This window comes from Mesorhizobium sp. B1-1-1 (assembly GCF_006442955.1).
Lineage (GTDB): Bacteria > Pseudomonadota > Alphaproteobacteria > Rhizobiales > Rhizobiaceae > Mesorhizobium.
This window is the reverse complement of sequence record NZ_VFWW01000014.1, coordinates 72,724-98,937: the sequence shown is the minus strand read 5'-3', so window position 1 is coordinate 98,937 and position 26,214 is coordinate 72,724. Positions and strand designations below refer to the sequence as shown.

Here is a 26,214-nt window from a genome sequence, read left to right as displayed (position 1 = left end):
TGTCATCCCGGAGATGACTAATGTCAGGATGTCATTCGACATCCGGGATCTTGGGACGTCGCGGCCTTTTGTTGAAACCCGCCGATATCGCGGCTACATCCCTGACATGCATTCCGACATCGTCGATCTCCGCTCCTTCTATTCGACAGCGCTCGGTCGCTTTGCCGAGCATTCGATCACCATGGCCTTGTCATCGATATGGGCCACGGTGCCCAATGAGCGGCTTGTCGGGCTGGGCTACACCTTGCCTTGGCTGGAACGGTTCGGCAGCGACGCCGAGCGGGTCTTCGCCTTCATGCCGGCGACGCAGGGCGCCGTGGTCTGGCCAGCGGCGGGGCCGACCGCGACGGCGCTGGTCTTCGACGAGGAGCTTCCGCTGGTCGATTCCTGCATCGACCGCATGCTGCTGGTGCATTCGCTCGAGCATGTCGAAAACCCGCGCGAAACGCTGAACGAGATCTGGCGCGTGCTGTCGCCGGCCGGCCGGGTGGTCATCGTCGTGCCCAACCGGCGCGGCGTCTGGGCGCGGTTCGAGCACACGCCGTTTGGCAATGGCAGGCCGTTCTCGCGCGGTCAGCTCACCGAGTTGCTGCGCGAGGCGAATTTCACGCCCGCCGCCTGGTCCGACGCCCTGTTCTTTCCGCCATCGCGGCGGCGTTTCATGATGCGCTTCCACAATATGGTGGAGCGCGCCGGCCGGCGGCTGTGGCCGATCTTTTCCGGCGTCATCGTGGTCGAGGCGCAGAAGCGGCTCTATCAGGGCGTGCCGGCCGCCCAGCGCGCTTCCCGACGGGTTTTCGTGCCGGTGCTTTCGCCGCATGCAGCAACGCGGCTCGGCCGGCGAATAGAGACCGGGGGCACGACATCGCCGGGTCCGCGAATGACACCTTCGTGATCATGCCAGAAACTTGCGCCGGACGGCATTTCGCGACCTATCTGTCGCTGACGGGCTCGCAGCCTGGCTGAGTGACCAGTGGCGTCACTACACTTCATCCGGTTTTCAGCACCGCTTTTGAACGCAAGGACTTCAGCTCATGGCCGATTATCCGGACAATGATGCCTCTGCCCGGCCTATCGCTGCGGTCGAAGCTTCGAGCCTGCGTGATCAGGTGGCAACCATCAAGCTGGCGCTTGCCGGGTCGCCGGTCCGCAAAGGGCTACGCTGGGCCTCCATCGGAATGGTTGCCGTCATTGTCGCGACCTCGATCGGCCAGGTTCTGCTCAACCGCTGGAACCAGCCTTTCTACGATGCGCTTGCACGCCGCGACATGCAGGCCTTCCTGCACCAGCTCGCCGTTTTTGCCGCGATTGCCGGTGGGCTTCTTGTGCTCAATGTCGGCCAGACCTGGCTCAATCAGACGATCCGGCTGAAGCTGCGCGAGGCGCTGACGCTCGATCTGATCGATGGATGGATGCGGCCGGCGCGCGCTTTTCGCCTGGCGCATGCAGGCGCCATCGGGGTCAATCCCGACCAGCGCATGCAGCAGGACGCGAGCCATCTTTCCGACCTGTCGACGGATCTTGGCGTTGGCCTGCTGCAATCCCTAATCCTGCTCGCCTCCTTCGTCGGCGTGTTGTGGGAGCTGTCCTCGGGCTTCGTCTTCCATGTCGGCGGGACATCGCTCGCCATACCGGGCTACATGGTGTGGGCGGCCATCCTCTATGCCGGAACGGCTTCCTGGCTGAGCTGGCTGGTCGGACGGCCACTGATCCACCTCAACAGCGACCGCTACACACGCGAGGCGGAGCTGCGTTCCTCGATGGTGCGCGTCAACGAGAACATCGATGCCATCGCGCTCGCCCGAAGCGAGCCCGATGCCAGGCGGCGGCTGGAAACCGACCTGGGCACCGTGCTCGGCGCCATGCGACGCATCTATAACGCCCAGATCAATCTCGCCTGGGTGACGGACACCTATGGCTGGATCACCGTGGTGGCTCCCATCCTGGTCGCTTCGCCGGTCTATTTCGCGGGCGATATCAGCTTCGGCGGACTGATGATGGCGGTCGGCGCCTTCAATCAGGTCCATTCTTCATTGCGTTGGTTCATCAACAATATCGGCAGCATCGCCGATTGGCGCGCGACGCTGATGCGCGTCGCCGATTTCCGCATTGCGCTGGATGAGACCGATGTGCTGCACGGCCAGGAAAGGCGCATCGAATTCGGCGAGAATGCAAACGGCAAGCTGACCTTCGAGAAACTCGAAGTGGCCTCGCCGGAGGGCTGCACGAGGCTCGCCGACCAGCATGTCGAGATCCACGCCGGCGAACGCGTCATGCTCACCGGCGAGCCTGGCGCGGGCAAGACGCTGTTCTTTCGCGCCATTGCCGGCCTGTGGCCGTGGGGGAGCGGGCGCATCGGCATGCCGGCGGGAGAGACGCCCATCTTCGTGCCGCGCACGCCTTACTTCCCAACCGCCACGCTGCGCGAAGTGCTCGACCGCGTGGACGGGGTTGCGCCGGCAAGCGATGCCGATATCTCAGCCGTGCTGGCCGAGATCGGCCTGGAACACCTGTCGTCGTCGCTCGGCCGCAGCGCGCGCTGGGAGCATGAACTGGCCGACGACGAACTGCGCCTGCTGGCCTTTGCCCGCCTCGTGCTGCGGCAGCCGAAATGGGTGATCATCGATGAGGCTCTCGATGCCTTCGACGGACCGACACTGCGGCGGGTGTTGTCGATGCTGGAGAAGCGGCTGGCCGGGGCGACGATCCTCAATATAGGCCGCGGCCAGCACAACAATCAATTCTTCCCGCGCGCACTGACCATCGTGAAGGCGTCCGGCGTGCCGGCCCTGAAGCCCGCGCGTATAAGGGCAGGCGCGATCGAGCCGCCGCCGGCCGCTCCTCGCCGCAAGGCATAGCGCTTCCGGCATCTATTCGGACCAGCCCGCGCCACGCCACGCGGCAGCTTTATTTCGCCGTGATCGCGAGGGAAGATCGCACCGGAAACATAGCTTGAGCCGGCCATGCTTGATGCTCTCAGCCTGCTTGCCTGCCTGGCCTGCACCGAGGCCGCCGTGACTGCGCCTGCGCCGGACAGCCTGGCCGTTGACGTCGAATTGGTGCTGGCGGTCGATATCTCATTGTCGATGGACGAGAAGGAGTTCGCCCTGCAGCGCGCCGGCTATGTGGAGGCGCTGCGTCATCCCGACTTCGTCAAGGCGGTCCGCGCCGGGAACGCCGGTCGCATCGCGCTCACCTATTTCGAATGGGCCGGCACCGTGCGCGACGACGCGCTCATCGGCTGGCAGGTCATCGACGGCGCCGAGAGCGCCAACGCCTTTGCCGACAAGATAGCGGCCCGTCCGTTCCGCAGCTTCCGCGGCACGTCGATCTCCGGCGCGCTCGCCTTCGGCGCGGGGCTCTTCGACCGCACCGCTTACGAAAGCGAACGCAGCGTCATCGATATTTCCGGTGACGGACCAAACAATATCGGGCTGCCCGTCACCGCCACGCGGGATGCGGCAAACGCCAGAGGCATCGTCATCAACGGCCTGCCGATCCTGATCAATCCATCGCCCACCTTCAGCCATCTCGACCGGTATTACGCCCAGTGCGTCACCGGCGGGCCGGGCTCCTTCGTGCTGCCGATTTATACAGCCGCCGAATTCTCGACGGCGATCCGGCGCAAGTTGATCCTCGAAGTGAGCGGCGTTCAGAACGAGACCAGGATCATTCCCGCCGAAGCCGAGGCTCCGATCGACTGCCTGCAAGGCGAACGCGACAGACGGTTCTTGTCGGATCCGTATTTCCCGGAGCTCGATCGCTGAGCCTTCGCCGGGCTATGCGTCCCAACCTGCTGATGACCTTCGTCGCAGAGATCAGCCTGCAGCTCGACTTCGCCCGAAAAGGGGGTGTCATAGCCACCTCCGGGATGGCCCCTATCGCTTCAACAAGAACACCGCTTGCTGGCCGAAGAAGTTCCAGAACCACCATGGCATCGACAGGCCGATCTTCTGGCCGTTGGCGTCGAGCGCGGTCGCCCTTTCCACGGTCGCGCCAAGCTCCTCGCACAGATTGACGAAGTCGCGGATGGTGCAGAAGTGGATGTTCGGCGTGTCGTACCAGGAATAGGGCAGGTCCTTGGTCACCGGCATGCGGCCCCTGACGAACAGCGACAGGCGCACCCGCCAGTGGCCGAAATTGGGGAAGGAAACGATGGCGTGTTCGCCGATCCTGAGCAGTTCGTCGAGAACGAGCTTCGGGTTGCGGGTCGCCTGCAAGGTCTGCGACAGGACGACGAAATCAAAACCCTTGTCGGGATAGAATTCGAGATCCTTGTCGGCGTCGCCCTGAACGACGGAAAGGCCGCGCGCCACGCATTCGTTGACACCGCGCTGCGACAGCTCCAGTCCGCGGCCGTCGATCTGCTTGGTTTCCTGCAAAAGCTCGAGCAGCGAGCCGTCGCCGGAGCCGACGTCCAGCACCCGCGATTGCGGCGGGATCAGACCGGCGATCACCTCGAGATCGACGCGCTGGGCGCGGTTGACGCTCATGGCTTGCCCCTTGTCGTGGTGCGTGACCCTTGATGGACAGGTCTGCAATTTTGCGGGGTCATGCACCGAGCCCTCTCGCTCGCGCGGCCGAGCCGATGAAGCCATTGATGGCGGCGAACAGTTCCGGCTCGTCGAGCAGGAAGGCGTCGTGCCCGCGATCGGTCTCGATCTCGACGAAGGACACCGACGCGCCGGCGGCATTCAGCGCATGGACGATCGAGCGGCTCTCCTCGGTCGGGAACAGCCAATCCGAGGTGAACGACACCAGGCAGAAGCGGGTCTTGGTGCCGGCAAAAGCATCGGCCAGCCTGCCGCCGTGGTCGGCGGCGAGGTCGAAATAGTCCATGGACCGCGTCATATAGAGATAGGAATTGGCGTCGAAGCGGTCGACGAAAGTCATGCCCTGGTGACGCAGATAGCTCTCGATCTGGAAATCGGCGTCGAAGCCGAAGGTCAGCGCTTCGCGGTCCTGCAGGTTGCGGCCGAACTTCCGGTGCAGGGCGGCTTCCGACAGGTAGGTGATGTGGGCCGCCATGCGCGCCACGGCGAGCCCCTTTTCCGGGCGTTTGCCGTGGTCGAAATACTTGCCGCCATGCCATTCGGGGTCGGCCATCACGGCCTGCCGGCCAACCTCGTGGAAAGCGATGTTCTGCGAGGAATGACGCGCGCCGGTGGCGATCGGCAGCGCCGAGAAAACACGCTCCGGATAGCTCGACGCCCATTGCAGCACCTGCATGCCGCCCATCGACCCGCCGAGCACGCAAAACAGTTTTTCGATGCCGAAATGGTCGATCAGCATCTGCTGGGCACGCACCATGTCGCGGATGGTGATGACCGGAAGGTCGAGCCCATAGGGCTTGCCAGTAGCGGGATTGGTGGATGCCGGGCCGGTGGAACCGAGGCAGCCGCCGATGACGTTTGAGCAGATGACGAAGAAGCGGTTGGTGTCGATGATCTTGCCGGGGCCGATCAGCACTTCCCACCAACCCGGCTTGCCGGTCACTGGATTGGTGCTGGCCACATGCTGGTCGCCGGTCAATGCGTGGCAGACGAGAATGGCGTTGGAACGGGCGTCATTCAGCGTGCCGTAGGTCTGGTAGGCGATCTGGAACGGCGACAGCAGCGTGCCGGCGTCGAGCTTGAGCGGCTTGTCGGCGCCGAAGCGCACGACCGGGCTCGACGGTTGGTCTGCCTCGTTGTTGGTTCTGCCAGCGCGCTGAGCGGCCATCTCGTCTCTCTTGCTGCACCCTCGCCTTTGCGGAAATTGCTACCGATGTCCGCGCCGCCGATGCGTTCGTCCGGCCGGCCGCGGACAATAAAAAACCGGCAATGCCTTCGCAAAGCCGGTTACGTCGCGCAAACGGCCCTTTAGCGAATTGTTTAACGTGGCTGCAAGCCGACCGGCCAAATCACCACGGAACTGTCGCTGCCCTTCTAGAACTCACCTGCCTCGCCGTCAATGCCGCCTGCTGGCACCACTGCCACCTCTCGACATTGCCGGCCATGGCTTGTATTTCCGCAGCGGCTTCCAGGATGGAGGCGTTCTCGACGGATTTTGCGATATGAGCCAGACCTCGGACAAGACACGTCCAACCCCGCGCGCGGGCATCATGGACATCCAGGCCTATGTGCCGGGCAAGAGCTCGGCCCCCGCCGGGGTGGACAAGGTCCACAAGCTGTCGTCGAACGAGAACCCGCTCGGCCCCTCGCCGAAGGCAATCGAGGCCGCGCGCGAGGTCGCCGCCAAGCTCGACGTCTATCCCGACGGCACCGCCCGGCGCCTGCGCGAAGCAATCGCCGAGGTGCATGGTCTGAACGCACAGAACATCATCTGTTCCAACGGCTCCGACGAGATCCTCGGCCTCATGGCGCAGACTTATCTCGCCCCCGGCGACGAGGCCATATTCACCGAACACGCCTTCATGGTCTACAAAATCTACATCCAGTCGGCGGGGGCGACGCCTGTCGCGGTCAAGGAGACCGAGGAGCGCGCCGACATCGATGCGATCCTGGCGGCCGTCACGCCACGTACGAAGATCGTGTTCCTCGCCAATCCCAACAATCCAACCGGCACTTACGTGCCGTTCCAGGAGGTGCGCCGCCTGCATGCCGGCCTGCCGAAGAACGTGCTTCTGGTGCTCGATGCCGCCTATGCCGAATATGTCAGGCGCAACGACTATGAGGCCGGCATCGAGCTCGCGGGCAGCTCTCAGAACGTGGTCATGACCCGCACCTTCTCCAAGATCGGACTTGGCGGGGCGCGGATCGGATGGATGTATGGGCCGATGCACATCGTCGACGCGATCAACCGCATACGCGGTCCCTTCAACGTCAATGCGACGGCGATCGAGGCCGGCATCGCCGCCGTCCGCGACCGCACCCATATCGAGCGCAGCGTCGCGCATAACGAGACCTGGCTGGCCTGGCTGAGCGAACAGATGACCGGGCTCGGGTTGCGGGTGACGCCGAGCGTCGGCAATTTCCTCCTCATTCATTTTCCCGACGACGGCAAGCATTCGGCCGCGGCGGCGGACGATTATCTCACCCAGCGCGGCTACATACTGCGGCGTGTTTCGGGCTATGGCTTTCCCAACGCACTGCGTATGACGGTCGGCACCGAAGAGGCCAATCGCGGCGTTGTCGCGGCACTCACGACATTCCTGAAAAGCTAGAACGCCATGGCATCACCGATGTTCGAAAAGATCGCGCTGGTCGGCATCGGCCTGATCGGCTCGTCGCTGGCCCGCGTCATCCGCCGCGAGGGCCTGGCCGGCCATGTCGCCATCTCGACGCGCAGCGCCGCAACGCTGGCGCGGGCGCAAGAGCTTGGGCTGGGCTCCTCCTACGCCATAGATGCCAAGGAAGCGGTCCGCGATGCCGACCTGGTTATCGTCTCGGTGCCGGTCGGCTCGTCCGGCGCGGTGGCGCAAGAGATCGCGCCGGCGCTGAAGAGGGGCGCCATCGTCACCGATGTCGGCTCGACCAAGGCTTCCGTGATCGCACAGATGCAGCCGCATATACCCGGTGGGGTGCATTTCATTCCCGGCCATCCGCTGGCCGGCACGGAGAAATCTGGGCCCGATGCCGGTTTCGCCGATCTGTTCGACAACCGCTGGTGCATTTTCACCCCGCTGCCGGACACGGATCCGGACGCGCTGGAAAGGCTTTCCGAATTCTGGCGCCGTTGTGGCGCCAACATCGACACGATGGATCCGCAGCATCACGACATGACACTGGCCATCGTCTCGCATTTGCCGCACATCATCGCCTACAACATCGTCGGCACCGCCGATGATCTGGAATCGGTGACCAAGACGGAAGTCATCAAATATTCCGCTTCCGGTTTCCGCGACTTTACGCGCCTCGCCGCCTCCGATCCGACCATGTGGCGGGACGTGTGCCTGCACAACAAGGACGCGATCCTGGAAATGCTGGCGCGGTTCTCGGAGGATCTGGCTTTTCTGCAGCGGGCGATCCGCTGGGGCGACGGCGACAAGCTGTTCGACCTGTTCACCCGCACCCGCGCCGTGCGACGCTCGATCATCGAGGCCGGCCAGGACATCGACGTGCCGGATTTCGGCCGCCAGGCGGTCGAGCATCCAGCGAAGAACTAGGCTCCTTCAGGCCAGGTCGCCGCCATCATCGCCAGTGTCTCGGCACGATCGGGCGCGCCCAGCCTGCCGCCGAAGCGCTGGCATTTGAGCGCTGCGGCCGCGCTGGCAAAGCGTAGCGCCTGCTCGATCGGCATGGCTTGCGCCAATCCGGCTGCGAATGCGCCATGAAAGACGTCGCCGGCTGCCAGCGTATCCACCACCTTGACCTTTGGCGCAGCGACGTGGCGTACGCAACCGGCCTGCCTGTCATGCCACCAGGTTCCAGCCCCGCCGGCGGTTACCGCGACGAAAGCGTCGGTGCACGAGGCAAGGTCGGCGCATGCGGTCTGCGGGTCCAGCGCCTGGCCGCAGACGATGCGCGCCGCCGGTTCGGAGGCGACGATGTGCGAGGCGAGCGGCAACAGCCGCTCCAGCACTGCCAATGGCGCGGTGTCGGCATCGAGGATCCCGGGGCGGCGGGCAGCGCGCGCAGCGCTGAGGGCCAGCGCTGCCGCACCCGGCCAGCGCACATCGACCAACACGGCATCGAAAGCGGTGAGATCGGCGACCGGCAAGCCGTCGGGATCGGCCTGGGCGCGCTGATCGTAGAAAGGCACGATGATGCGCTCGCCATGGCCATCGACGAGGATCGCGGCCAGCGCCGAGGACGCTCCGGCGACGCGACGGACGAGGCTGCAATCAACGCCCTCCGCCTCGATGCCCGATATCAGCTGGTCGCCGACCTGATCATCGCCGGCGCTCGCCCAAAGCCACACTTCGGCGCCCAGCCGGCGTGCGGCGCAGGCGGCACTCGTGGCCATGCCGGAAGCGATCTGGACGCCATCGGCGGCCATGAACTTGCCCTGATGGACGGGAAGCGCTTCGACGCGGAGAATGGTGTCGAGCGTCAGCGCGCCGACGCTCAGGAGTTTTGCCGGTCTGTCCATTGGGGATGCTTAGTCGACCGGCTTGATCTTGCCCAGCGGGATAAAGCCGAGCGAGGCCTTGCCCTTGACCACCTTGAGCGGCATCGACGGTTCGTTGCCGAGCAGTGCCAGGGCGGCAAAGCCTTGTTCGATCTGGTTCTTCTGTTCGGGTACGGCGGCCCCGAGAATGGCGGCCACGGCTTTCGGGTCTTTTAGTCTGATCATCAGGTCGGCATCGACCAGGCCCTCGGCGTCGACCGACAGCGGCCCGGAAACGGCGACGTGCGCCGTGCCCGACGACAAATCGAGCCTGCGGATCTCGACGGCCTGGCCGCGCAGGCTTTTCAGTTGCGTGCCGATCAGGGCCAGGCCGTTCTTCAGCGTCGCCTCGCCACTGGCGTCGAGCGGCGGCAGGACGCGGCCCCCGATCGCATCGGGGTCGATCTCCAGATCGCCGAAGCTGCCGATATAGTCGATATCCCTGCCGTTCGGCTGCAGCTGGCCCGCCGCCTTGCCGGCGCTGAACAGTTGCACCGGATCGGTGTCGTCGGCCGGATCGGTCTGGCCGGACAGGCCCTCGGCCGTGAGCGAAATGCGTCGCGGCAGCGGCCATGAGAGCTTGACGTTGGCCTTAAGATCATCCCAGTCGATCCACAGCGGCACCATGCCCGGAACCGAGGTCCTGAGCGGACCGCGCAGGTCCGCGACCGGCGACAGCGGCTGGATGATCTGGGCGACGGCGTTGAAGGAGCCGGCAGAGGCGGCAAGGTTCTTGGCGTCGTCCTGATAAGCAAGATTGTCGCAGGAGACGGCGAAGCTCAGGGGATAACCGCTGACCTGGAGATTGGCGCAGCCGGCCTCGATGCCACTCTTGTTGAGCGTGGCGACCGCCTTGTCGGCTTCGCTCCGGACCCTGTCGGCGAGATAGAACCAGCCGCCGCTGTAGATGGCGAACAGCGCGATGACAAACGCTGCAAGCCAGAACAGGCGGCGGCGATGCTTCGGCTGGCGTTCGTCAGTGGACGTCATGCTGCGGTTCTCGTTCACGCATGGGGGCTGTGGGCGGGCTGTCGATTCTGGCAACGACAATAGGTAGACAGAGATGGACGGAAAAAAACACCGATTCCGGTGTGGTGTTGCCATTCTTACGCAATCAGGCACGGCGATATGGGCGATTTTTGGGTGTTTGGCTATGGTTCGTTGATATGGCGGCCGGGGTTCGCGCATGTCGAGACAAGGCGGGCGCGCCTGCATGGCTATCGTCGCGCGCTGTGCGTCTATTCCTTCGTGCATCGCGGCACGCGGGAACGTCCGGGGCTGGTGCTCGGCCTTGACCGCGGGGGTTCCTGCGTCGGGCTGGCTTTCCGGGTGCCGGGCGAGTTGCGGGACGAGGTCATCGCCTATCTGCGTGAGCGCGAGCTGGTCACCAATGTCTATCTCGAGCGCATGCTCAATGTCCGCCTTGACGGCGGCGGCACGGTCGAGGCCGTGGCCTATATCGTCGACCGCAATCATGAGCAGTATGCCGGTGCGCTCGATGCGGCCCACGCCGCTGATGTGGTGCGCGGCGCTGTCGGCCAATCGGGCAACAATGAGGACTATGTGTCGAGCACGCTGGACCATCTCCGGGCGCTCGGCATCCGCGATCACTGGTTGGAAGACGTGGCCAGGCGGATCGCGCCTTTGTGAAGCGCTGGCTTGCGGAAAAATCCGGCGAGGTCTTTGACCTCGATGCGGCGAGACCTAGGTTAGGCTCCGACTCTCAACGGGCGATAGCCGCCCAATCCCACCAACACGGAGATCAGCCTTGCAGAAACGCCGTCTCGGTCGCACCGACCTTTCCATCGCGCCGCTGGTTCTGGGCGGCAATGTCTTCGGCTGGACCGCCGACGAGAAGACGTCGTTCGACCTGCTCAACCGCTTCGTCGGCGCCGGCCTGAACGCGGTCGACACAGCGGACGCCTATTCGCGCTGGGTGCCCGGCCACGAGGGCGGTGAATCGGAAACCATCATCGGCAAATGGATGAAGGACCGCGGCAACCGCGATAAGGTCGTGGTGATCACCAAAGTGGGCTCAGACATGGGGCAGGGCCACAAGGACCTGTCCGCCGCTTACATCGAAAAGGCCGTCGATGCATCGCTGAAGCGGCTTCAGACCGAGTTCATCGATCTTTATCTGTCGCACTGGCCGGATCCAACCACGCCCTATGAGGAAACCCTCGGCGCCTATGAAAAGCTCCTCGCCAAGGGCAAGATCCGTTATGCCGGCTGCTCGAATCTCGACGCCGGCCAGTTGCGCGCCGCGCTCGACGTGGCAAGCCTGCGCAGCCTGCCGCGCTATGAAGTGCTGCAGCCGGAATACAATCTCTACGACCGCTCGTCGTTCGATGGCCCGCTGCGCGATCTCTGCATGGCGGAGGACATCGGCGTGATCACCTATTTCAGCCTGGCCAAGGGTTTCTTGAGCGGCAAATACCGCAGCGAGGCCGATCTCGGTCAAAGCCCGCGCGGCGGCGGCGTGAAAGATTACCTCAATGCGCGCGGTATGCGCATCCTCGCGGCACTCAACGCGGTGTCCGCCAGGCATTCGGCCAAACAGGCGGAAGTGGCGCTTGCCTGGGTCATTGCCCGGCCGGGCGTCACCGCGCCTATCGCCAGCGCCACCAAGCCTGAACAGATGGACAGCCTGATCAAGGCGGTGTCGCTGGAGCTGAGCGCCGACGACATGGCCGAGCTCGACAAGGCGAGCGGCTGAGCCGTCAGCAGCGCGCACGATCGTCCAAGACGGTCGCCCCGACCTTGCCATACCGTCATTGACGCTTGGCAAGACAGGAGGCGCGGATGGCAGGCCCGCTTTTTTCGCAGCCGGATATGTGGCGTCAGCTCGTTGCGCTGATGCTTGCCGCTACGGCCGTCATGGGCAGCCCGGGACCGGCGACGATAAGCGTCACCGCCGTCGGCGCGGCGTTCGGCCTGCGCCGTTCCCTGAGCTACGCCTTGGGGGTCATCCTGGGCACGATCACCGTGCTTCTGGTCGTGGCAAGCGGGGTGAGCGCCATGCTTGCCGCGATGCCGCGGCTCGCGCCGCTGCTTGTCGCGGCGTCGGCTGCCTATATCCTCTATCTCGCGTTCAAGATTGCCAGCGCGCCGCCCCTGGCGGCGGATGCCGGCGAGGCCGCGCGACCGACATTCACCGGCGGGTTCCTGCTGGCGGTGGCCAACCCGAAGGCTTATGTGGCCATCGCCGCGGTGTTCGCCGGCGCGTCCGCGGATTCGGGCGCCGGCGCCATCGGCACCGGGCCGAAGCTGACCGCTCTCGCATGCATGATCGTCGCCATCCATGCCGTGTGGCTGCTTGCGGGCGCTGCTTTCGCGCGCTTTCTTCGCAGGCCGGTGGCTTCGCGCATCATCAATCTGGTCTTTGCCGCGACGCTGGTGCTGACGACCGCACTGGCTGTGTTCGCTTGAACGTTGCGCGAGCCGCCATCGGCGCGCCGAAGGCCGCACTTCAGGCTTTGGCGCCGAGTTCCCGCAGCCGCTTGACCGCCGTCGGCGGCAAGGCGGGCGGATTGGGTGCACGGGACGCGTCGATGAGGAACTGGTCGCAGGCGGTTTCGGTTTCGCCGATCAGCCGCCGCATGAATTCCTCCTTGTCCAGGCCCGGCGGGATCGGCGGCAGGAAGCGCGCCTTGATGGTGCCGGGATAGCGCAGGAACTTGCGGCGCGGCCAATAGAGGCCGGCAACATGGGCGACCGGCACCACGGGAATGCCGAGCTGCGCATAGATTTCGACGATGCCGTATTTGTAGGCGGGTTCGTCGCCGGGCGCGCGGCGGGTGCCTTCGGGATAGATGATGAGCTGCCGCGGGTTGCGCGCGATTTCTTCCTTGGTCGCCGCAACCACCGCCTTCAGCGCCTTGGAGCGGCTGCCGCGGTCGACCGGGATCATGCGCATTTTCAGGATGTACCAGCCGAAGAACGGAATCCAGGTCAGCTCGCGCTTCAGAATGTAGAGTGGATCCTGGAGATAGGGGAAGAAGGCGATCGCGTCCCAGAAGGACTGGTGCTTGGGCGCCAGGATGAAGGAACCTTCGGGCAGATTTTCCACCCCGGTGATGTCGCTCTTGGTCCCGGCGATCTTGTCGTAGAGCCACATCGAGGTGCGCGACCAGAACTTCGGCACGAACCAGGCGCGATGGCGCGGCGACAGGAAATAATAGGGAGTCCAGAGGATCATCTGGACGATCAGATTGATGTAGAAGACGAAGTTGAACGCCAGCGATCGGACTTGGAGCATTGGGGGAGGCCCGGTAAGGAGGTGTGCGTTGGTTACACCAAGCGGGCGCAAAAAGGAAATGGCCGAAGATGCCCCCGAACGGCGCCGAAAGACATTTCGGCTTCGCCCACGGCCCAGCCCCGCTACATCAGCCGCGCCAGCCTTTCTTTCAGGCGCGGGGCGGCGAAGTCAAGAAATGCGCGCAGCTTGACCGGCAGCAAGCCGTGGCCTGCGTGCACCAGGCTTACCGGCCAGGGTTCCGGTTCGAACTCCCGCAGCAGCACGCGCAGCGCGCCTGACCGCACCGCCGCGTCGACCTGGTAGGACAGCACCCTCGTCAGCCCGACGCCGGCGAGCGCGGCATCGATCGCAGCTTCGGCGGTGTTGACCTGAAGCCGCGAGCGGACCCGAATCGGCATCTCGGCCTTCCCGACGGTGAAGCTCCATGTCGAGAGCGCGCCCGGCCCTTCGAAGGTAATGCAGCTGTGGGACTCGAGGTCCGCAAGCGCCGTCGGGGCGCCGCGTTCGGCCAGATAGCCGGGGCTCGCGCAAACGACACGGCGGATCGTACCGATCCGCATGGCGACAAAACTGGAGTCGGGAAGCCGGCCGATGCGGATGGCGAGGTCGAAATGGTCCTCAACCAACTGGGTTATGCGGTCGGCCAGCGTCAGGCGGATGTCTACGTCGGGATAGGCGGCGAGGAAGCCGGTCACGACCGGCAGCACATGCAGGCGGCCGAAGACGACCGGCGCGGTGATGGCCAGTTCGCCCGTCGGGGCGCTGTATTCGCCGGCCGCCATGCGCTCGGCCTCGCCGACCTCGCCCAGGATGCGGCGGCAGGCGGCAAGATACGCCTGGCCCGCATCGGTCAGCGTCAGCCGGCGTGTCGAGCGGTTCAGAAGGCGGGTCTTGAGATGTCGTTCCAGGTCGGAAACCTTGCGGCTGACCGTCGCCAGCGGAATGCGAAAACGGCGCGCGGCTGCAGACAGGCTGCCGGCCTCCGCCGCGGCGACAAAGAGCGACATGGCTTCGAGCCGGTCCATCGATTCTTCCGGAAATTGGAAGGATAGATTACAAATATGGCATCTACATCTGTCTGATGGAAGCCTCCATATTGGCCGTGACGCAGACGACCCGGGTCAAGAAGGAATTGTCATGTCGCAAGAGCGCCCGCCGCTGCCGCCATTCACCGCGGAAACCGCCGCGCAGAAGGCGCGCATGGCCGAGGATGCCTGGAACTCGCGCGATCCAGCCCGTGTCGCGCTTGCCTATACGGTAGACAGCCGCTGGCGCAATCGCGCCGAGTTCCTGCAAGGCCGCGATGCCATCCAGGCTTTCCTGACGCGCAAATGGAGCCGGGAACTCGACTACCGGCTGATCAAGGAGGTCTGGGCTTTCCATGGCAACCGTATCGCGGTGCGTTTCGCCTATGAGTGGCATGACGACAGCGGCTCGTGGTTCCGCAGCTATGGCAACGAGAACTGGGAATTCGACGAACATGGGCTGATGCGGCTGCGCATCGCCAGCATCAACGACCTGCCGATCGGCGCTGCCGACCGTAAATATCACTGGCCGCTCGGCCGACGGCCGGACGACCATCCGTCGCTGTCTGAACTCGGGCTTTAACCTCTCCGGGTAAGAAAGGCTATCGATGGACGCGCATGCTTTTACCAGCGACGTCGCTTTCACGCCGACCGTCAAGGCGATCCAGGCCCGCAAGGGCTCTCGCCAGGCCTATTCCCGGGTCGAGGAGCGCGGTGGCTGGCAGTCGGTGATTACATCGGACCTTGCGGCCTTCATCGAGATGCAGACCAGCGTCTTCCTGTCGACGGCCAACGGTGTTGGCCAGCCCTATATCCAGCATCGCGGCGGGCCGGCCGGCTTCCTCAAGGTGCTCGATGAAAAGACGGTCGGCTTCGCCGATTTCGCCGGCAACAGACAGTTCATCACCCAGGGCAATCTCGCCGACAATCCGCAGGCCTTCCTGTTCCTCATCGACTATGCCCATCGCCGGCGTGTCAAGATCTGGGGCACGGCGCGTGTGGTGGAAGGCGACGCCGAGCTGATGGCGAGGCTGATGCCGCGGGATTATGCGGCACGGCCCGAACAGGTCATCCTGTTCACCGTGGCGACTTGGGATGCCAATTGTCCGCAGCACATTCCTCAGCGTTTCGAGGCCGCCGACGTGGCGGCGGCGCTGGCCGAACGGGACAGGCGGATCGAACGGCTCGAACAGGAAGTCGCTCGCCTGCGGCAGGCGCCGGGATCCGTCGTCACCAAATGACGAGCAGGTTCAGCTGCCGGCGGCGATCTCGGCCAACGCGATGCCGTCCGGCGTCGGCTTCACCGGAACGATGCCGCGCGCCAATGCCAGCAGATATTTATTGTATTCGGTGAACAGCACGCGCAGCGCCCGCGGCTTGGTCAGCCAGCCGCCATTGTCGAGATTGCTGTTGACCACCGGATAGGGTTCGAGCTTGGCCTTGTGCAGCAGCCGGCCCATTTCCAGCAGGCTGCGCGGCATGTGGTAATTGTTGGTGACGAGGATCACCGTGCCATAGGCATGGCTCTCGACCCATTTGGCGCTTTCCTCGGCATTGCCGATCGTGTCGAGCGCGGCGCGATCGATGTCGACGCAGCAGGAAAACAGCCTGATGTCACCGCCGGTCGCGGCCTGAAGCTGACGCCGGCTGGCGGAGGGATGCACACCGCTGATCAAAAGCCGCGCGCCCTTGCCGGACGCCAGCAGTTCCATCGCCGCATCGAGGCGCGATTGGCCGCCGGTCAACACGATGATCGCGTCGGCCTTGGCCGGGTTGGCAGGGGTGGTCAGATGGCTGACGGTGTTGGCGAACCAGCCGAAGCCGCCGGCAAACAGGGCGACCAGGGCAAGCAAGGCGAAAGAAGAAACGCGCAGCACGGCCGAAACCCGGCCGCGTCCATGCGGAAGCGCCGCCAACGCCGGCATCGGTCCAACGGTACTGGTCGAGTCCCGCACCTCCATCATGGCATGGTTAATCCCGAAATGCGGCCTTTGGTAGGTAAAAATCGCAATTTGCGTTACGGCGGTTCTTCATGCGTGATCGATCCTGGTCATTCGACGTTGTCATGCTTCAGGCTGGCGGACGTCGATGTCGCTGAGATAGGCGACGACGGTGGCGTGCGAGGTTGCAGCCGTCAGCCCGCCGATAATCAGCACCATCAGCACGACACCGAGATAGCCGGCCGAGCCGATGGCGAAGTTGCCGAATAGCGCAGTCGCCTGGTCGGCCTGCGGGGTCGCCATGTTGCGCGAGGACCACCAGGAAAAGACGATGAAGACGGCGACCGCGGCGGCTCCGCCGGCGGCCGCGCCCTTCATGCCGGTGATCAGGAAATGGCGGCGGAACTCGCGGGCGATGAAACGCGCTTCGGCGCCGACGAAATGCAGCACCTCGATGATGTGGCCGTTGCCGGCCATGGCGCCGCGCGTGGCGAACACCACGGTCAGCACCGTCGCCGAGAGCATCAGCGCCAGCACCGCGATACCGATGGTCACCGTGGTGCGGGCCATGGCCACCAGCCGGTCCACCCAGGTGCGGTGATCGTCAAGCGATGCGCTCGGCAGCTTCGGCGTGATCGCGGCGCGCATGGCGGCGAAATCGGGCGGGTTGCTCTCGTCGATGGTGACGATGATCAGCCGCGGCACCGGCAGTTCGTCGATGTTGAGGCCCGAACCCAGCCACGGCTCCAGCAATCTGGCGGTGGCGTCGCGGTCGATGATCCTGGTCGCCTTCACGCCGGGGAATTCGCCGGCGATCTGCGAGGCCTGGGCAAGGGCTGCCTCCATGTCGAGGCCGTCGACCGGCTTGATCTGGATCGTCGCCTCTCGCGAGATCTGGTTTTCCCAGACCGAGGCGGTGTCGCGCACCAGGGTAACCGCGCCGAAGGTCAGGCAGGACAGGAAGGTCATGATGGCGATGACCAGCACCAGGGCGCGGCCGGCGATGTTCTGCGCCGGCACGATGGGCGCCATCTTGCGCTGGACGCGCGGCCTTGGCGCGGCCGCTTCGTCGGCCTGTGCGTCGAGGTGTTCGGCGGAAAGCTCAGTCATAGATATCAAGCCTCCCGCCGGCCAGGATCATGCGGCGCGCATCGACCTGCTCCATCAGGCCGAGATCGTGGGTCGCGATCACCACGGCGGTGCCCAGGCGGTTGAGTTCGATGAAGAGCCTGAGCAGGCGTCGCGCCAGCGGCGGATCGACATTGCCGGTCGGCTCGTCGGCCAGCAGGATCTCCGGCTGCTCGATCAGGGCGCGGGCGATCGCGGCTCGCTGCTTCTCGCCGCCCGACAGGACTGGCGGCAGCACATGCATGCGTTCGCCGAGCCCGACCCATTTCAACAGCTCGGTGACGTCGGTGCGGTAGCTCGCTTCCTCGCGCCCGCGCACGCGCAAGGGCAACGCGACATTCTCATACGTGGTCATGTGGTCGAGCAGGCGGAAATCCTGGAACACCACGCCGATGCGGCGCCTGAGATGCGGCAGTTCGGCGCGCGAGATGCGCGAGCGGTCCTTGCCGAAGATGGTGATCAGCCCACGCGTCGGCTTCAGCGACATGAACAGAAGGCGCAGCAACGTCGTCTTGCCGGCGCCCGAAGGCCCGCTCAGGAACTGGAACGAGCGCTCCGGTATGTGCAGGGAGATGTCGCGGAGGATTTCCGGACCCATGCCATAGCGGAGGCCGACATTTTCGAAGCGAATCACTTTCGGCGACCTGAAATTCCTAGAGCGTGATGCCGAAAAGTGTGAGGCGATTTTCGGGCGACATCATGCTCTATCACTCTAATTCGGAGGCGGATTCAGATTTCAGGTCGATTTGACCTGAAATCGGAATCCGTCGGCGGCAAGCCGGCCTGTTCTGGGAAAAGACCATCGGCCGGCATGGTTAACCGGCGGTTAATTAGCGGGTTGTTTCGGCTCGTCACAAGGGCTCCGGTGGGGAAGCGTTAACCATTTGCCTTTACGCAAAAGAAACGAAAAGCGAACGTGCTGCAATGCTGGGGCCATGATGGCTGAGGATCGAACCGCGCGCCCGGTTTCCGGCGAAATCATGACCGACCCGCCGGCAAATGCCGCGCCGGAGCGTATCCTGCGCGCTGGCGCGGCGGATATCGTCGATGCCGACTATGTGGTGGTGCCGCGGGCCATGCCCCATGCCGAAGCCCTTTCACCGCGGCGCGTGATGTCCATGCCATCCCTCGAAGGCATGGACATGCTACGCAAGCCCGAGCCGCCGCCGGTGCGGCCGCCGGCGCCGCGCGGCGGTCCGATCTTCTGGATCGCCGGTGTCGGCGCCGCCTTTGCCGCCTTCTGGATCTCCGGCGGGCATGCACTGGTGCGCCAGGCGCCGCCCGCCGCGGGCGGACCGGGCTCGGCGTTGAGCATTTCAGGGGTGACGTCCCGCGTGGACGCGTCTGGGGCGAACCCCGTGCTGTTCGTCGACGGCGAGGCCGCCAATGACGGTGCAAGTCCGGCGACGCTGCCGCCGCTCGAGATCCGCGTCACCGGCAATGACGGGCGCACAACGCGCTATACTTTGGGGACATCCAGCCGCTCATTGGCGCCAAGTGAAAGATTCGGCTTTGCCAGCCGGCTTGACGTGCCTAGAAACGGCGTAAGGACGGTGTCGGTCACCTTCGCGGAATAGCATGTGCGACAGGTGAGGCCGGCCCGCAAACGGCTGATGTCAGCGCTTCCGGTGCGCGAAGGCCTTTGAAAATCTTGAAGGGACGAAGAATGCCAGTTGTGCGCGGCAAGGACATCGAGGTCCTGTTTTCGGCGTCGGCCATCGCCCGGCGCAATCTCGAACTCGCCAAGGAGATCGCCGGGCACGACTATCACGATCTTCTGGTGATCTCGGTGCTGAAGGGCTCGTTCATCTTCGCCGCAGACCTTATCCGCGCCATGCATGATGTCGGCCTGTCGCCGGAGGTCGAGTTCATCTTCATCTCCAGCTACGGCGCTGGCACCACAAGCGGCGAGGTGAGGGTGCTGCGCGACATCGACAACGAGGTCGCCGGCCGCGACGTGCTTCTGATCGACGACATTCTGGAGTCGGGCAAGACGCTGAGCTTCACCCGCGACCTGATGCTGTCACGCGGCGCCAGAAGCTGCGCCATCGCGGTGCTGCTCGACAAGCGCATGCGCCGCCAGACCACCCTCAATGCCGATTATATCGGATTCGACTGCCCCGACTATTTCGTCGTCGGCTACGGCATGGATGTCGCGCACGCCTTTCGCGAACTGCCGTTCGTCGGCGTCGTCAAAGGCGATGCGTGAGGCAGCGGCAAATACTGAAAAAGGCCTTAACGGCTTCAAGAAAATAACCCATGCCGGAGCGCCGGGCCCTTCAGAAAAAGTCAACGTTTGCTCGCCAAACATGCCGGCCATGGCAAAGCTTCTGATCGTTGAGGACGATGAGTCCGTCCGCACCCTCGCAGCCCGGGCGCTCGAACGCGCCGGACACGCAATCGACATCGCCGCCGACGGCGCGCAAGGACTGGCGCTGATACGCGCCGCGAAGGGCGCCTATGATCTCGTCGTCTCCGACATCCGCATGCCCGAGATGGACGGCATCGAGATGGCGATTGCAGCTTCGGCATTTTTCCCGTCGATGAAGATCCTGCTGATGACCGGCTATGCCGATCAGCGCGAGCGCGCCGAGGAACTGAACGGCATCATCCTCGACGTCGTGCAGAAGCCGTTCACGCTGGCCGAAATCCGTTCACGCGTCGAACGGGCGCTGAGCATTTTCGCCTGATCAGGCGGGATCGGCAGCGACGAGTACGGGGAGCTTGCGCCGTCCGGTGTTGAGCGCAAGCAGGCCGGCGCCGATGATAAGGGCGGCGCCGATCACGGTCGTCGACCGCGGCACTTCGGCGAAGAACAGAAAACCCCACAGCGGCGACCACAGGATGCCGGTGTATTCGAAGGTGGCGACGCGGTTTGCCGGCGCCATCCGGTAGGCCTGCGACAGCAAGATCATGCCGGCGGAGGCGACGAAGCCGCAGGCGGCCATCTTGAGGAAATCCGGCAGCGTCGGCCAGAGCCAGGGCCGCACCAGGAATTCCAGGCTGGGATGGGCGGCATGATTGATGCCGGCAAGCCAGAACAGGCTTGCGACCAGTGCGGCGCCGGCGAGATAGGCACCGTTCTGGTAGAAAGCCATCACAGTCGAAGATTCGGTGTCGCCGATCTTACGCGCCATCAGTTGCGAGAAGCCGTAGAGCACCGCGGAGCCCAGCGACAGCAGCGCCGCCCAGTCGAACAGTCCCGCACCCGGGCGCAGCATCACGACGACGCCAAGCAGCCCGATCAACACGGTCGCCAGCGTCTGCCAGGAGACCCGTTCGCCAAGATAGGGCCCGGCCAGCACCATGATGCAGAGCGGGGCCATGAAATAGAGCGCCACGGCATCGGCCAGGGGCAAGGCGGCGATGGCGAGGTAGTACATGGTGTAGGAGGTGAACTGAATGAAGGCGCGCATGGTCAGCATGCCGAACCGCCGCGACAGGATCGCACGCAGCCCGACATCGGCATGGACGAGCACGATCAGGATCGGCAGGGCGACGACCGCGCGGATGGCCATCACCTCGGTCACGGGGTAGCCGCCCGACACCGCCTTGACCAGCGGGTCCTGCAACGAGAAGACCAACACGCCCAGGCACAGGCTCAGCATGCCGAGCACCATCCGATTGCGCATAAGGATCCCAAGCTCCCGTACCAGGACGCAAGCAAGCTTGCAGCAAGCTAAAAAGAACCCGCCACCGTTTCGGGCAGCGGGCATGAGTGAGGACTGTTGATTGGTCCGTGGCCGAATCCTCAGCCACATATCCAATGGGTGAACCAACTATCATCCCGTGTTTGACATGTTGCAAACGAATTGGAATGATACCAGCAATCAAAATTCCTTATGGCGGACGGGATGCGGCCCACTCTCGACAGCGATCTCCTGCGCACCTTCGTGGCCATTGTCGAAGCAGGCAATTTCACCAAGGCGGCCGAGCAGGCCGGCCGCACCCAATCGGCGGTTTCGATGCAGATGAAGAAGCTCGAAAGCGTCATCGGCGACAGCCTGTTCGAGCGCGGGTCGCGCGGCGTGGCGCTGACGCGGCGCGGCGGCGAGCTGATTGTCAATGCCCGCCGCATCGTCTCGCTGCTCGACGAGACGGCAGCGTCGATGGCGGCGGCGCCGCTCGGCGGGCCGGTGCGGATCGGCATTCCGGAAGAATACGGCCATGCCATCCTGTCGCGCGCGCTCGGCGCGTTCTCGAAGCGGCACACCAAGGTCGAGGTCACCGTGCGCTATGCCCATTCGGGGGCGCAGATAGCGGCGCTTGCCGCCGGCGAACTCGATCTTTGCGTGGTGTTCGAATGGCAGGATCCTTCAGGCGGCGAAGTGCTGATGCATGATCCGACGGTGTGGGTGACATCGATCCTGCATAACATGCATGAGGAGCGTCCGGTGCCGATCGCTCTCTATAACCGGGCCGGCTGGTGCAAGGATTTCGCCATCAAATCGCTCGAGCAGCGCGGGCTCGGCTATCGTGTCGCCTACACCAGCGACACGACCGGCGGCCTGAAGCTTGCCGTCACCTCGGGACTGGCGATCGCACCGATTTCGCGCAGCAACATTCCGGACGGCTGCCGCGAGTTGACGTCCGCCGACGGTTTCGGCGACATCGATTCCTCGAATGTGGTGATGCATCGCAACCCGAATGCGTCGGGCGAGGCGATCGACGGCATGCAAGAGGCGATCCGCGAGGCGTTCGTCAACAGGCAGACTCAGCCGGCCGCATCCTCGTAGAAATGCAGCCGGTTGCCGAACGGATCGGCAACCGACACCTCGCGGGTCTTCCACGGCGTCTTTTCCAGGCCCGGCCTGGCGAAACGGTATGCTCTGCCGATCAGTTCGCGATGCAGGGCGGCGATGTCCTCGACCTTGATGCGCATGGCGATGCCGGGCGCGCCGTCGCCATGGTGTTCGCTCAGATGCAGGATGCAGCCGTCACGGCCGACCGCCATGTAAAGCGGCGCGTTGTCGTCAAAGCGGTGCTCCCACAGCACCTGGAAGCCGAGGAAGCCGACGTAAAACTCGTGGGCCTTGGCAATGTCGAAGATGCGCAGGATGGGCGTCACTGTGCCGAGTTTGGGCATGATGTTGCAGCCGCTCCCAGCGGATGCCGCGGCGGCGATCCCTATTTCAGTTCCAGCAGCCGTTCCAGATAGCTGCGCTCGATATCGGGGCTGAGCGCATTGCCGAGCCGCTTGCGGATCGCTTCCAGGATCTGGCGGGCGCGCTGCACGTCGATCTCGTCCGGCACCTTCACCGAATCGCCGAAATCGGGACCCTGGCTGGCACGCGGCCGGCCGAGCGGATCGCGATCGGCGTTCTGCTGGCGACCGCCTTCCTGGCTGCCGCCTTCGTCGCCCTGCATCGCCTGCATCTGCTTCATCATGTCCTTGGCGCCCTTGCGCAGCGCCTCCAGCGCGCGCCCCTGGTGGCCAACGGCCTGATCACCTTCACCATCGCCCAGGGCCTGCTCGGCATTGCCCATTGATTTGCCGGCCTCGCCAAAGCCTTCATTGGGCTCCATGCCCATGCCCTCGAGCCCCTTCTTCAACTGCTCAAGGTCGTTCTTCAGCTGGCCTTGGCCTTCCTGCAACTGCTTCAGCGCATCGGCGAATTCCTGCGGCGTCATCGGCTTTTGCCCGGCGAGCGGATCGCGGTTCTCGCCTGCGCCCGGTCTGTCCTGATCCTCGCCGCCGCCTTCGCCGAGCTGTTCATCGCGGTTCTGGCCGCGCTGGCGCTCGCCGCGTTGCATCTGGTCCATGCGGAAGGTGTCGTTCATCATCTCCTGCTGGCGCCGCAGGATGTCGCCGAGCTTGTCCATCTGCTGGCGCATCTGGCTGTCCTGCTGGCCACCCTGCTGCTGGCGGCCGGCCTGGAGGTTGTTCATCATGTCCTGCAGCTGCGACAGCAATTGCTGCGCCTTGTCGCGATCGCCGGACTTCGCCAGGTTCTCGATCTGGTCCATCATGCGGTCGATGTCGCTCTGGCGTAGTTCCTGGCCGTTCTGCTGCATCTGCGGGGCGTTGGGATTCTGCTTGGCGCGCTCGGCGAATTCCTGCAGGAACTGGTTCATCGCCTCGCGCAGTTCCTTCATCGCCTTTTCGATCTCCGCGTCGCTGGCGCCGTTCTTGATAGCATCCTGCAACGCCTGCTGCGCCTGGCGCAGCCGCTTCTCGGCAGCCGAGAGATTGCCCTCCTCGATGCCGAGCGCGATTTCCCAGAGATAGGAGACCTCGTTGCGCAACTGGTCGTCGCTGTCGGCCATCTTCAACCGGCTGCGCGCGCTCATGATGGCGAGGTAGTGGGACATGTTGTCGAACGTGTCCTCGGGCCGCAGCGTGATCGCATCCATCAGGTCGAGCACGCGCGGCTTGGCGTTGGCGTCGAGCGCCAGCAGGCGGCGCTGCTCGATAACGGCCCGCGCCAGCGGATTGGAGAACGGCCGCTCCGGCATCACCAATGTCTTGGTTTCGCTGCTCGCCGTATGCCCGGCATCGTCGGTGGCGACCAGCGTCAACTTGATCTCGGCGCCAGCCCAGACGTGCTCGGTCAGGTCCTTCGAGGTCCGGGCGGCATTCGCCTTGCCACCGCGGCGCGGCAGCGTCAGCGGCATGTCAGGCGGACCGTAGAGCGGACGTGCATCGGGCGCCTGCGGATCGGCGAGCGCGAACACGGCCTTGGCGTTGGCGGCGCCATAATCGTCGTCGATCTGGTAGTTGAGCTCGAAAGCGCCGTTGACAGCGCGCTTCGGCTCGCCGACGAAACGGATCTGCGGCGGCTTGTCCGGGATCACCGCGAAGGCCCAACGGCCGAGTTCGTCCTCGCCCGACTTCAGCGTCAGCGTGCCATCGCTCGTCAGCTTGCCGATGAACTGGCGCACTTTGGACTGCGCTGCCGGGCTTGCCGCCGGCTTGGCCGCGGCCGCCTGCGGGTCGGCGGGATCGATGGCGCGCGCATTGCCATCCTTGTCGGCATAGGCAAGCGTCTCCTCGCCCGAGCCGCCGGTGACGCGCAGCGAAACATCACTGCCTTCGGGAACGTGGAAAGCCGGCGCCGCCTGGTTGGCATCCGCGGTCAGGAAAATCGGCGGCTTGCCGGTATAAGCGGGCGGCGTCACCCATGCATCGATGCGCGGCGGCACGGCGTCATGCGCGTCCTGGGCGCTGAACGCGTCGGCTATCCGGCCACCGGTCGGTCCGAAGGAAAAAGCGAAGGCGGTGACGAGCAGAAGCGCCGCCACGGCGCGCAATCCCCAGGGATCGCGTTCCGGCACGCGCGTGCGCGGCACGTCGGCGCCGAGGCTGTCGAGCCTGTCGGCCATGCGCTTCTGGTGCTCGCGCCACAGCGCCTGCGAGAAGCTGCTTTCGCGACCACTCGGCCGGTCCGTCTGGGTCTGGACGGGGTGGTGCAGCAAATGGTTGGCCGCCTCGATGCGGCGGTCGATCTCGGCGCCGCCCGGCATGCGGAAAAAGCGTAGCGGGTAGAGCGCGGCCAGTGTCGCGACGCCGAAGGCGGCGACCAGCCCGATGCGCGCGGCATCGGGCAGGCGCGGGAAAAGCCCTAGCCAGGAAATGCTGAGAAACAGGCTGGCGACGACGAGAAGCGGCAGCAGGAGCGGCCAGCCCCGTTCGACCATCATCGACACCCGCGTCGCCAGCCGGCTGAGCGCCAGGCGCCCGGCGAGACCGCGATCGCTGCTGAAGATCGGTCGTTCCGTCATCGGCCCTTCCACGGGAGCGGGCGGGATGGCCCGAACCTCACGACTCGAAGAATACCCAGCAAACGCGGCGAAGGCGAGGCAGTTCCTGAAAAACGTGAAGGAGAGAAAGGCGCAGCGATCAGAATTTCGCCGGGTTTGCGTTCGCGCCGCAGACCAGGACGGCGAGCCGTTCGCCGGGTGCCGGCGCATAGCGGCCGGACAGGATGGCGCCGAACGCCGCGGCGCCACCGGGTTCCGAGATGATCCGCACCCGGTCCCACAGCGCCTTCTGGGCGGCGACGATGTCGTCGTCGCTGACCAGGATGGAGCGTTCCACGAAGGCCTCGGCGATCGGGAACATCATCTCGCCGACACGTTTGGGCGCCAGGGAATCGGCGGCGATGCCCTCGGCCGGCGCATCGACCGGATGGCCGGCCTCGAGGGCGCGATAGAGTGTCGGCGCGCCCTCGGGTTCTACGGCGACGATGCGGATACGGCCGGCGAACCAGGCGGCGATGCCGCCGATCAGGCCGCCGCCGCCCACGGCGACCAGCAAAGTGTCGATCTCAGGCAGGTCGTTCTCGATTTCCAGCCCGAGCGTGCCTTGCCCGATAAGCGTTTCCTCCTGGTTGAAAGCGTGGATCTGCAAGGCGCCGGTTTGCTCGGCGAAACGTTCGCTGGCGGCCAGCGCCTCGGCATAGCGGGCGCCGCCGACGACCAGCTCGGCGCCGTAGCTGCGAATGCGCTCCAGCTTGGCCGGCGGGCTCACCTCCGGAACGAAGATGGTCGCCCTGTGGCCGAGACGCATGGCGGCATACGCCACCGCCGCTCCATGATTGCCGCCCGAGGCGGCGACGACACCGGCCCCGGGGACCTGCCGCTCGAGAAGATTGGTGAACGCGCCGCGCGCCTTGAACGAACCGGAATGCTGCAGGCATTCGAGTTTGAGATCGACCGCCAGCGGCGGCCGGTTGAAGTCGGCCATGTCGACGCGTAGCACCGGCGTGTGGCGCACATAGCGACGGATGCGCGGTTCCATCATCGCGATGCGTTCGCGCGTTATGGTGTTGCCGTTGGTCATGGCCATCTCCTTGGGATTGACAGCAATTAG

The 26,214-nt window shown here is 64.8% G+C and carries 27 protein-coding genes and 1 riboswitch; of the genes, 14 read left to right on the top strand and 13 right to left on the bottom strand.

All coding sequences use genetic code 11. From position 1 onward, the window contains the following. Nucleotides 1–106: 106 nt before the first annotated feature. From FJ986_RS26380 to FJ986_RS26370, 3 genes are all read left to right on the top strand, one after another. Nucleotides 107–895 carry a methyltransferase domain-containing protein gene (locus FJ986_RS26380; protein WP_140525413.1) on the top strand — a complete coding sequence of 263 codons (789 nt, stop codon included), beginning with the start codon at nt 107–109 and terminating at the stop codon, nt 893–895. Between the two features lie 139 nt (nt 896–1,034). After that, a complete protein-coding gene (locus tag FJ986_RS26375) occupies nt 1,035–2,858 on the top strand; it encodes an ABC transporter ATP-binding protein/permease (protein ID WP_140676369.1) in 1,824 nt (607 codons plus the stop codon). A 105-nt stretch (nt 2,859–2,963) separates the two neighbouring features. Further along, nucleotides 2,964–3,767, top strand: coding sequence for a DUF1194 domain-containing protein (locus FJ986_RS26370; protein ID WP_140558098.1), 804 nt, complete (start codon nt 2,964–2,966; stop codon nt 3,765–3,767). A gap of 111 nt (nt 3,768–3,878) precedes the next feature. On the opposite strand, the gene metW is transcribed toward FJ986_RS26370, so the two are convergent. Together metW and FJ986_RS26360 are read right to left on the bottom strand one after the other, a co-directional pair. Further along, nucleotides 3,879–4,493, bottom strand: a complete 615-nt coding sequence (metW, locus tag FJ986_RS26365; protein WP_140558100.1) for a methionine biosynthesis protein MetW — start codon at nt 4,491–4,493, stop codon at nt 3,879–3,881. 58 nt (nt 4,494–4,551) lie between these two features. Beyond that, on the bottom strand, nt 4,552–5,721 hold the full coding sequence (locus tag FJ986_RS26360) for a homoserine O-acetyltransferase (protein WP_140513895.1): 1,170 nt from the start codon (nt 5,719–5,721) through the stop codon (nt 4,552–4,554). A gap of 120 nt (nt 5,722–5,841) precedes the next feature. Next, nucleotides 5,842–5,919: riboswitch (SAM riboswitch) on the bottom strand. Between the two features lie 136 nt (nt 5,920–6,055). Here FJ986_RS26360 and hisC point away from each other — a divergent pair. After that, nucleotides 6,056–7,165, top strand: a complete 1,110-nt coding sequence (hisC, locus tag FJ986_RS26355; protein WP_140676366.1) for a histidinol-phosphate transaminase — start codon at nt 6,056–6,058, stop codon at nt 7,163–7,165. Between the two features lie 6 nt (nt 7,166–7,171). Continuing rightward, a complete protein-coding gene (locus tag FJ986_RS26350) occupies nt 7,172–8,107 on the top strand; it encodes a prephenate/arogenate dehydrogenase family protein (RefSeq protein ID WP_181167284.1) in 936 nt (311 codons plus the stop codon). Here the strand turns inward: FJ986_RS26350 and FJ986_RS26345 are convergent. Together FJ986_RS26345 and FJ986_RS26340 are read right to left on the bottom strand one after the other, a co-directional pair. After that, a complete protein-coding gene (locus FJ986_RS26345) occupies nt 8,104–9,033 on the bottom strand; it encodes a sugar kinase (protein ID WP_140676362.1) in 930 nt (309 codons plus the stop codon). The genes FJ986_RS26350 and FJ986_RS26345 overlap by 4 nt on opposite strands. Nucleotides 9,034–9,042: 9 nt before the next feature. Continuing rightward, nucleotides 9,043–10,041 (bottom strand): DUF2125 domain-containing protein, encoded by a 999-nt coding sequence (locus FJ986_RS26340; RefSeq protein WP_140676359.1) that lies wholly within the window; start codon nt 10,039–10,041, stop codon nt 9,043–9,045. A 138-nt stretch (nt 10,042–10,179) separates the two neighbouring features. Between FJ986_RS26340 and FJ986_RS26335 the strand changes: the two genes are divergently transcribed. From FJ986_RS26335 to FJ986_RS26325, 3 genes are all read left to right on the top strand, one after another. Further along, nucleotides 10,180–10,701, top strand: a complete 522-nt coding sequence (locus FJ986_RS26335; RefSeq protein WP_140500781.1) for a gamma-glutamylcyclotransferase — start codon at nt 10,180–10,182, stop codon at nt 10,699–10,701. A 118-nt stretch (nt 10,702–10,819) separates the two neighbouring features. Continuing rightward, nucleotides 10,820–11,767: an aldo/keto reductase gene (locus FJ986_RS26330; protein ID WP_140676356.1), complete on the top strand. Its 948-nt coding sequence runs from the start codon at nt 10,820–10,822 to the stop codon at nt 11,765–11,767. A gap of 86 nt (nt 11,768–11,853) precedes the next feature. Next, on the top strand, nt 11,854–12,480 hold the full coding sequence (locus FJ986_RS26325; protein WP_140676353.1) for a LysE family translocator: 627 nt from the start codon (nt 11,854–11,856) through the stop codon (nt 12,478–12,480). A 40-nt stretch (nt 12,481–12,520) separates the two neighbouring features. On the opposite strand, the gene FJ986_RS26320 is transcribed toward FJ986_RS26325, so the two are convergent. Together FJ986_RS26320 and FJ986_RS26315 are read right to left on the bottom strand one after the other, a co-directional pair. Then, nucleotides 12,521–13,309 (bottom strand): 1-acyl-sn-glycerol-3-phosphate acyltransferase, encoded by a 789-nt coding sequence (locus FJ986_RS26320; protein ID WP_140525420.1) that lies wholly within the window; start codon nt 13,307–13,309, stop codon nt 12,521–12,523. A gap of 122 nt (nt 13,310–13,431) precedes the next feature. Further along, the gene (locus tag FJ986_RS26315) at nt 13,432–14,334 is read right to left on the bottom strand and encodes a LysR family transcriptional regulator (RefSeq protein WP_140525421.1); all 903 of its coding nucleotides are present in this window, start codon (nt 14,332–14,334) and stop codon (nt 13,432–13,434) included. Nucleotides 14,335–14,446: 112 nt separating this feature from the next. Between FJ986_RS26315 and FJ986_RS26310 the strand changes: the two genes are divergently transcribed. Together FJ986_RS26310 and FJ986_RS26305 are read left to right on the top strand one after the other, a co-directional pair. Beyond that, nucleotides 14,447–14,917: a DUF1348 family protein gene (locus tag FJ986_RS26310; RefSeq protein WP_140500786.1), complete on the top strand. Its 471-nt coding sequence runs from the start codon at nt 14,447–14,449 to the stop codon at nt 14,915–14,917. Nucleotides 14,918–14,942: 25 nt separating this feature from the next. Next, on the top strand, nt 14,943–15,575 hold the full coding sequence (locus FJ986_RS26305; RefSeq protein WP_140513885.1) for a pyridoxamine 5'-phosphate oxidase family protein: 633 nt from the start codon (nt 14,943–14,945) through the stop codon (nt 15,573–15,575). Nucleotides 15,576–15,584: 9 nt separating this feature from the next. Here FJ986_RS26305 and FJ986_RS26300 read toward each other — a convergent pair whose 3' ends face one another. The 3 genes from FJ986_RS26300 to ftsE all read right to left on the bottom strand — a co-directional run bounded on the left by FJ986_RS26300 (nt 15,585) and on the right by ftsE (nt 18,036). Further along, nucleotides 15,585–16,298 carry a YdcF family protein gene (locus FJ986_RS26300; RefSeq protein ID WP_140676351.1) on the bottom strand — a complete coding sequence of 238 codons (714 nt, stop codon included), beginning with the start codon at nt 16,296–16,298 and terminating at the stop codon, nt 15,585–15,587. A 99-nt stretch (nt 16,299–16,397) separates the two neighbouring features. Further along, the gene (locus FJ986_RS26295) at nt 16,398–17,384 is read right to left on the bottom strand and encodes an ABC transporter permease (protein ID WP_140658261.1); all 987 of its coding nucleotides are present in this window, start codon (nt 17,382–17,384) and stop codon (nt 16,398–16,400) included. After that, complete coding sequence (ftsE, locus tag FJ986_RS26290; protein WP_027023302.1) at nt 17,377–18,036, bottom strand: cell division ATP-binding protein FtsE; 660 nt, start codon at nt 18,034–18,036, stop codon at nt 17,377–17,379. Before ftsE ends, FJ986_RS26295 begins: the two co-directional genes overlap by 8 nt. A 301-nt stretch (nt 18,037–18,337) precedes the next feature. Between ftsE and FJ986_RS26285 the strand changes: the two genes are divergently transcribed. The 3 genes from FJ986_RS26285 to FJ986_RS26275 all read left to right on the top strand — a co-directional run bounded on the left by FJ986_RS26285 (nt 18,338) and on the right by FJ986_RS26275 (nt 20,092). Next, the gene (locus FJ986_RS26285; RefSeq protein WP_140676348.1) at nt 18,338–18,979 is read left to right on the top strand and encodes a hypothetical protein; all 642 of its coding nucleotides are present in this window, start codon (nt 18,338–18,340) and stop codon (nt 18,977–18,979) included. Nucleotides 18,980–19,068: 89 nt separating this feature from the next. Next, a complete protein-coding gene (gene hpt / locus FJ986_RS26280; RefSeq protein ID WP_140525426.1) occupies nt 19,069–19,611 on the top strand; it encodes a hypoxanthine phosphoribosyltransferase in 543 nt (180 codons plus the stop codon). Between the two features lie 109 nt (nt 19,612–19,720). Further along, complete coding sequence (locus FJ986_RS26275; RefSeq protein WP_181165388.1) at nt 19,721–20,092, top strand: response regulator; 372 nt, start codon at nt 19,721–19,723, stop codon at nt 20,090–20,092. On the opposite strand, the gene FJ986_RS26270 is transcribed toward FJ986_RS26275, so the two are convergent. After that, nucleotides 20,093–21,034, bottom strand: a complete 942-nt coding sequence (locus FJ986_RS26270; protein WP_181165387.1) for a DMT family transporter — start codon at nt 21,032–21,034, stop codon at nt 20,093–20,095. A 222-nt stretch (nt 21,035–21,256) separates the two neighbouring features. Between FJ986_RS26270 and FJ986_RS26265 the strand changes: the two genes are divergently transcribed. After that, nucleotides 21,257–22,138, top strand: coding sequence for a LysR family transcriptional regulator (locus FJ986_RS26265; RefSeq protein WP_140525428.1), 882 nt, complete (start codon nt 21,257–21,259; stop codon nt 22,136–22,138). Here the strand turns inward: FJ986_RS26265 and FJ986_RS26260 are convergent. The 3 genes from FJ986_RS26260 to FJ986_RS26250 all read right to left on the bottom strand — a co-directional run bounded on the left by FJ986_RS26260 (nt 22,117) and on the right by FJ986_RS26250 (nt 26,184). After that, on the bottom strand, nt 22,117–22,488 hold the full coding sequence (locus FJ986_RS26260; RefSeq protein WP_140625569.1) for a glyoxalase superfamily protein: 372 nt from the start codon (nt 22,486–22,488) through the stop codon (nt 22,117–22,119). The two genes, FJ986_RS26265 and FJ986_RS26260, sit on opposite strands and share 22 nt — an antisense overlap. Nucleotides 22,489–22,529: 41 nt before the next feature. Next, nucleotides 22,530–25,124, bottom strand: a complete 2,595-nt coding sequence (locus FJ986_RS26255; protein WP_140676345.1) for a TIGR02302 family protein — start codon at nt 25,122–25,124, stop codon at nt 22,530–22,532. Nucleotides 25,125–25,242: 118 nt separating this feature from the next. Further along, nucleotides 25,243–26,184, bottom strand: coding sequence for a threonine/serine dehydratase (locus FJ986_RS26250; RefSeq protein ID WP_140676342.1), 942 nt, complete (start codon nt 26,182–26,184; stop codon nt 25,243–25,245). Nucleotides 26,185–26,214: the final 30 nt, after the last annotated feature.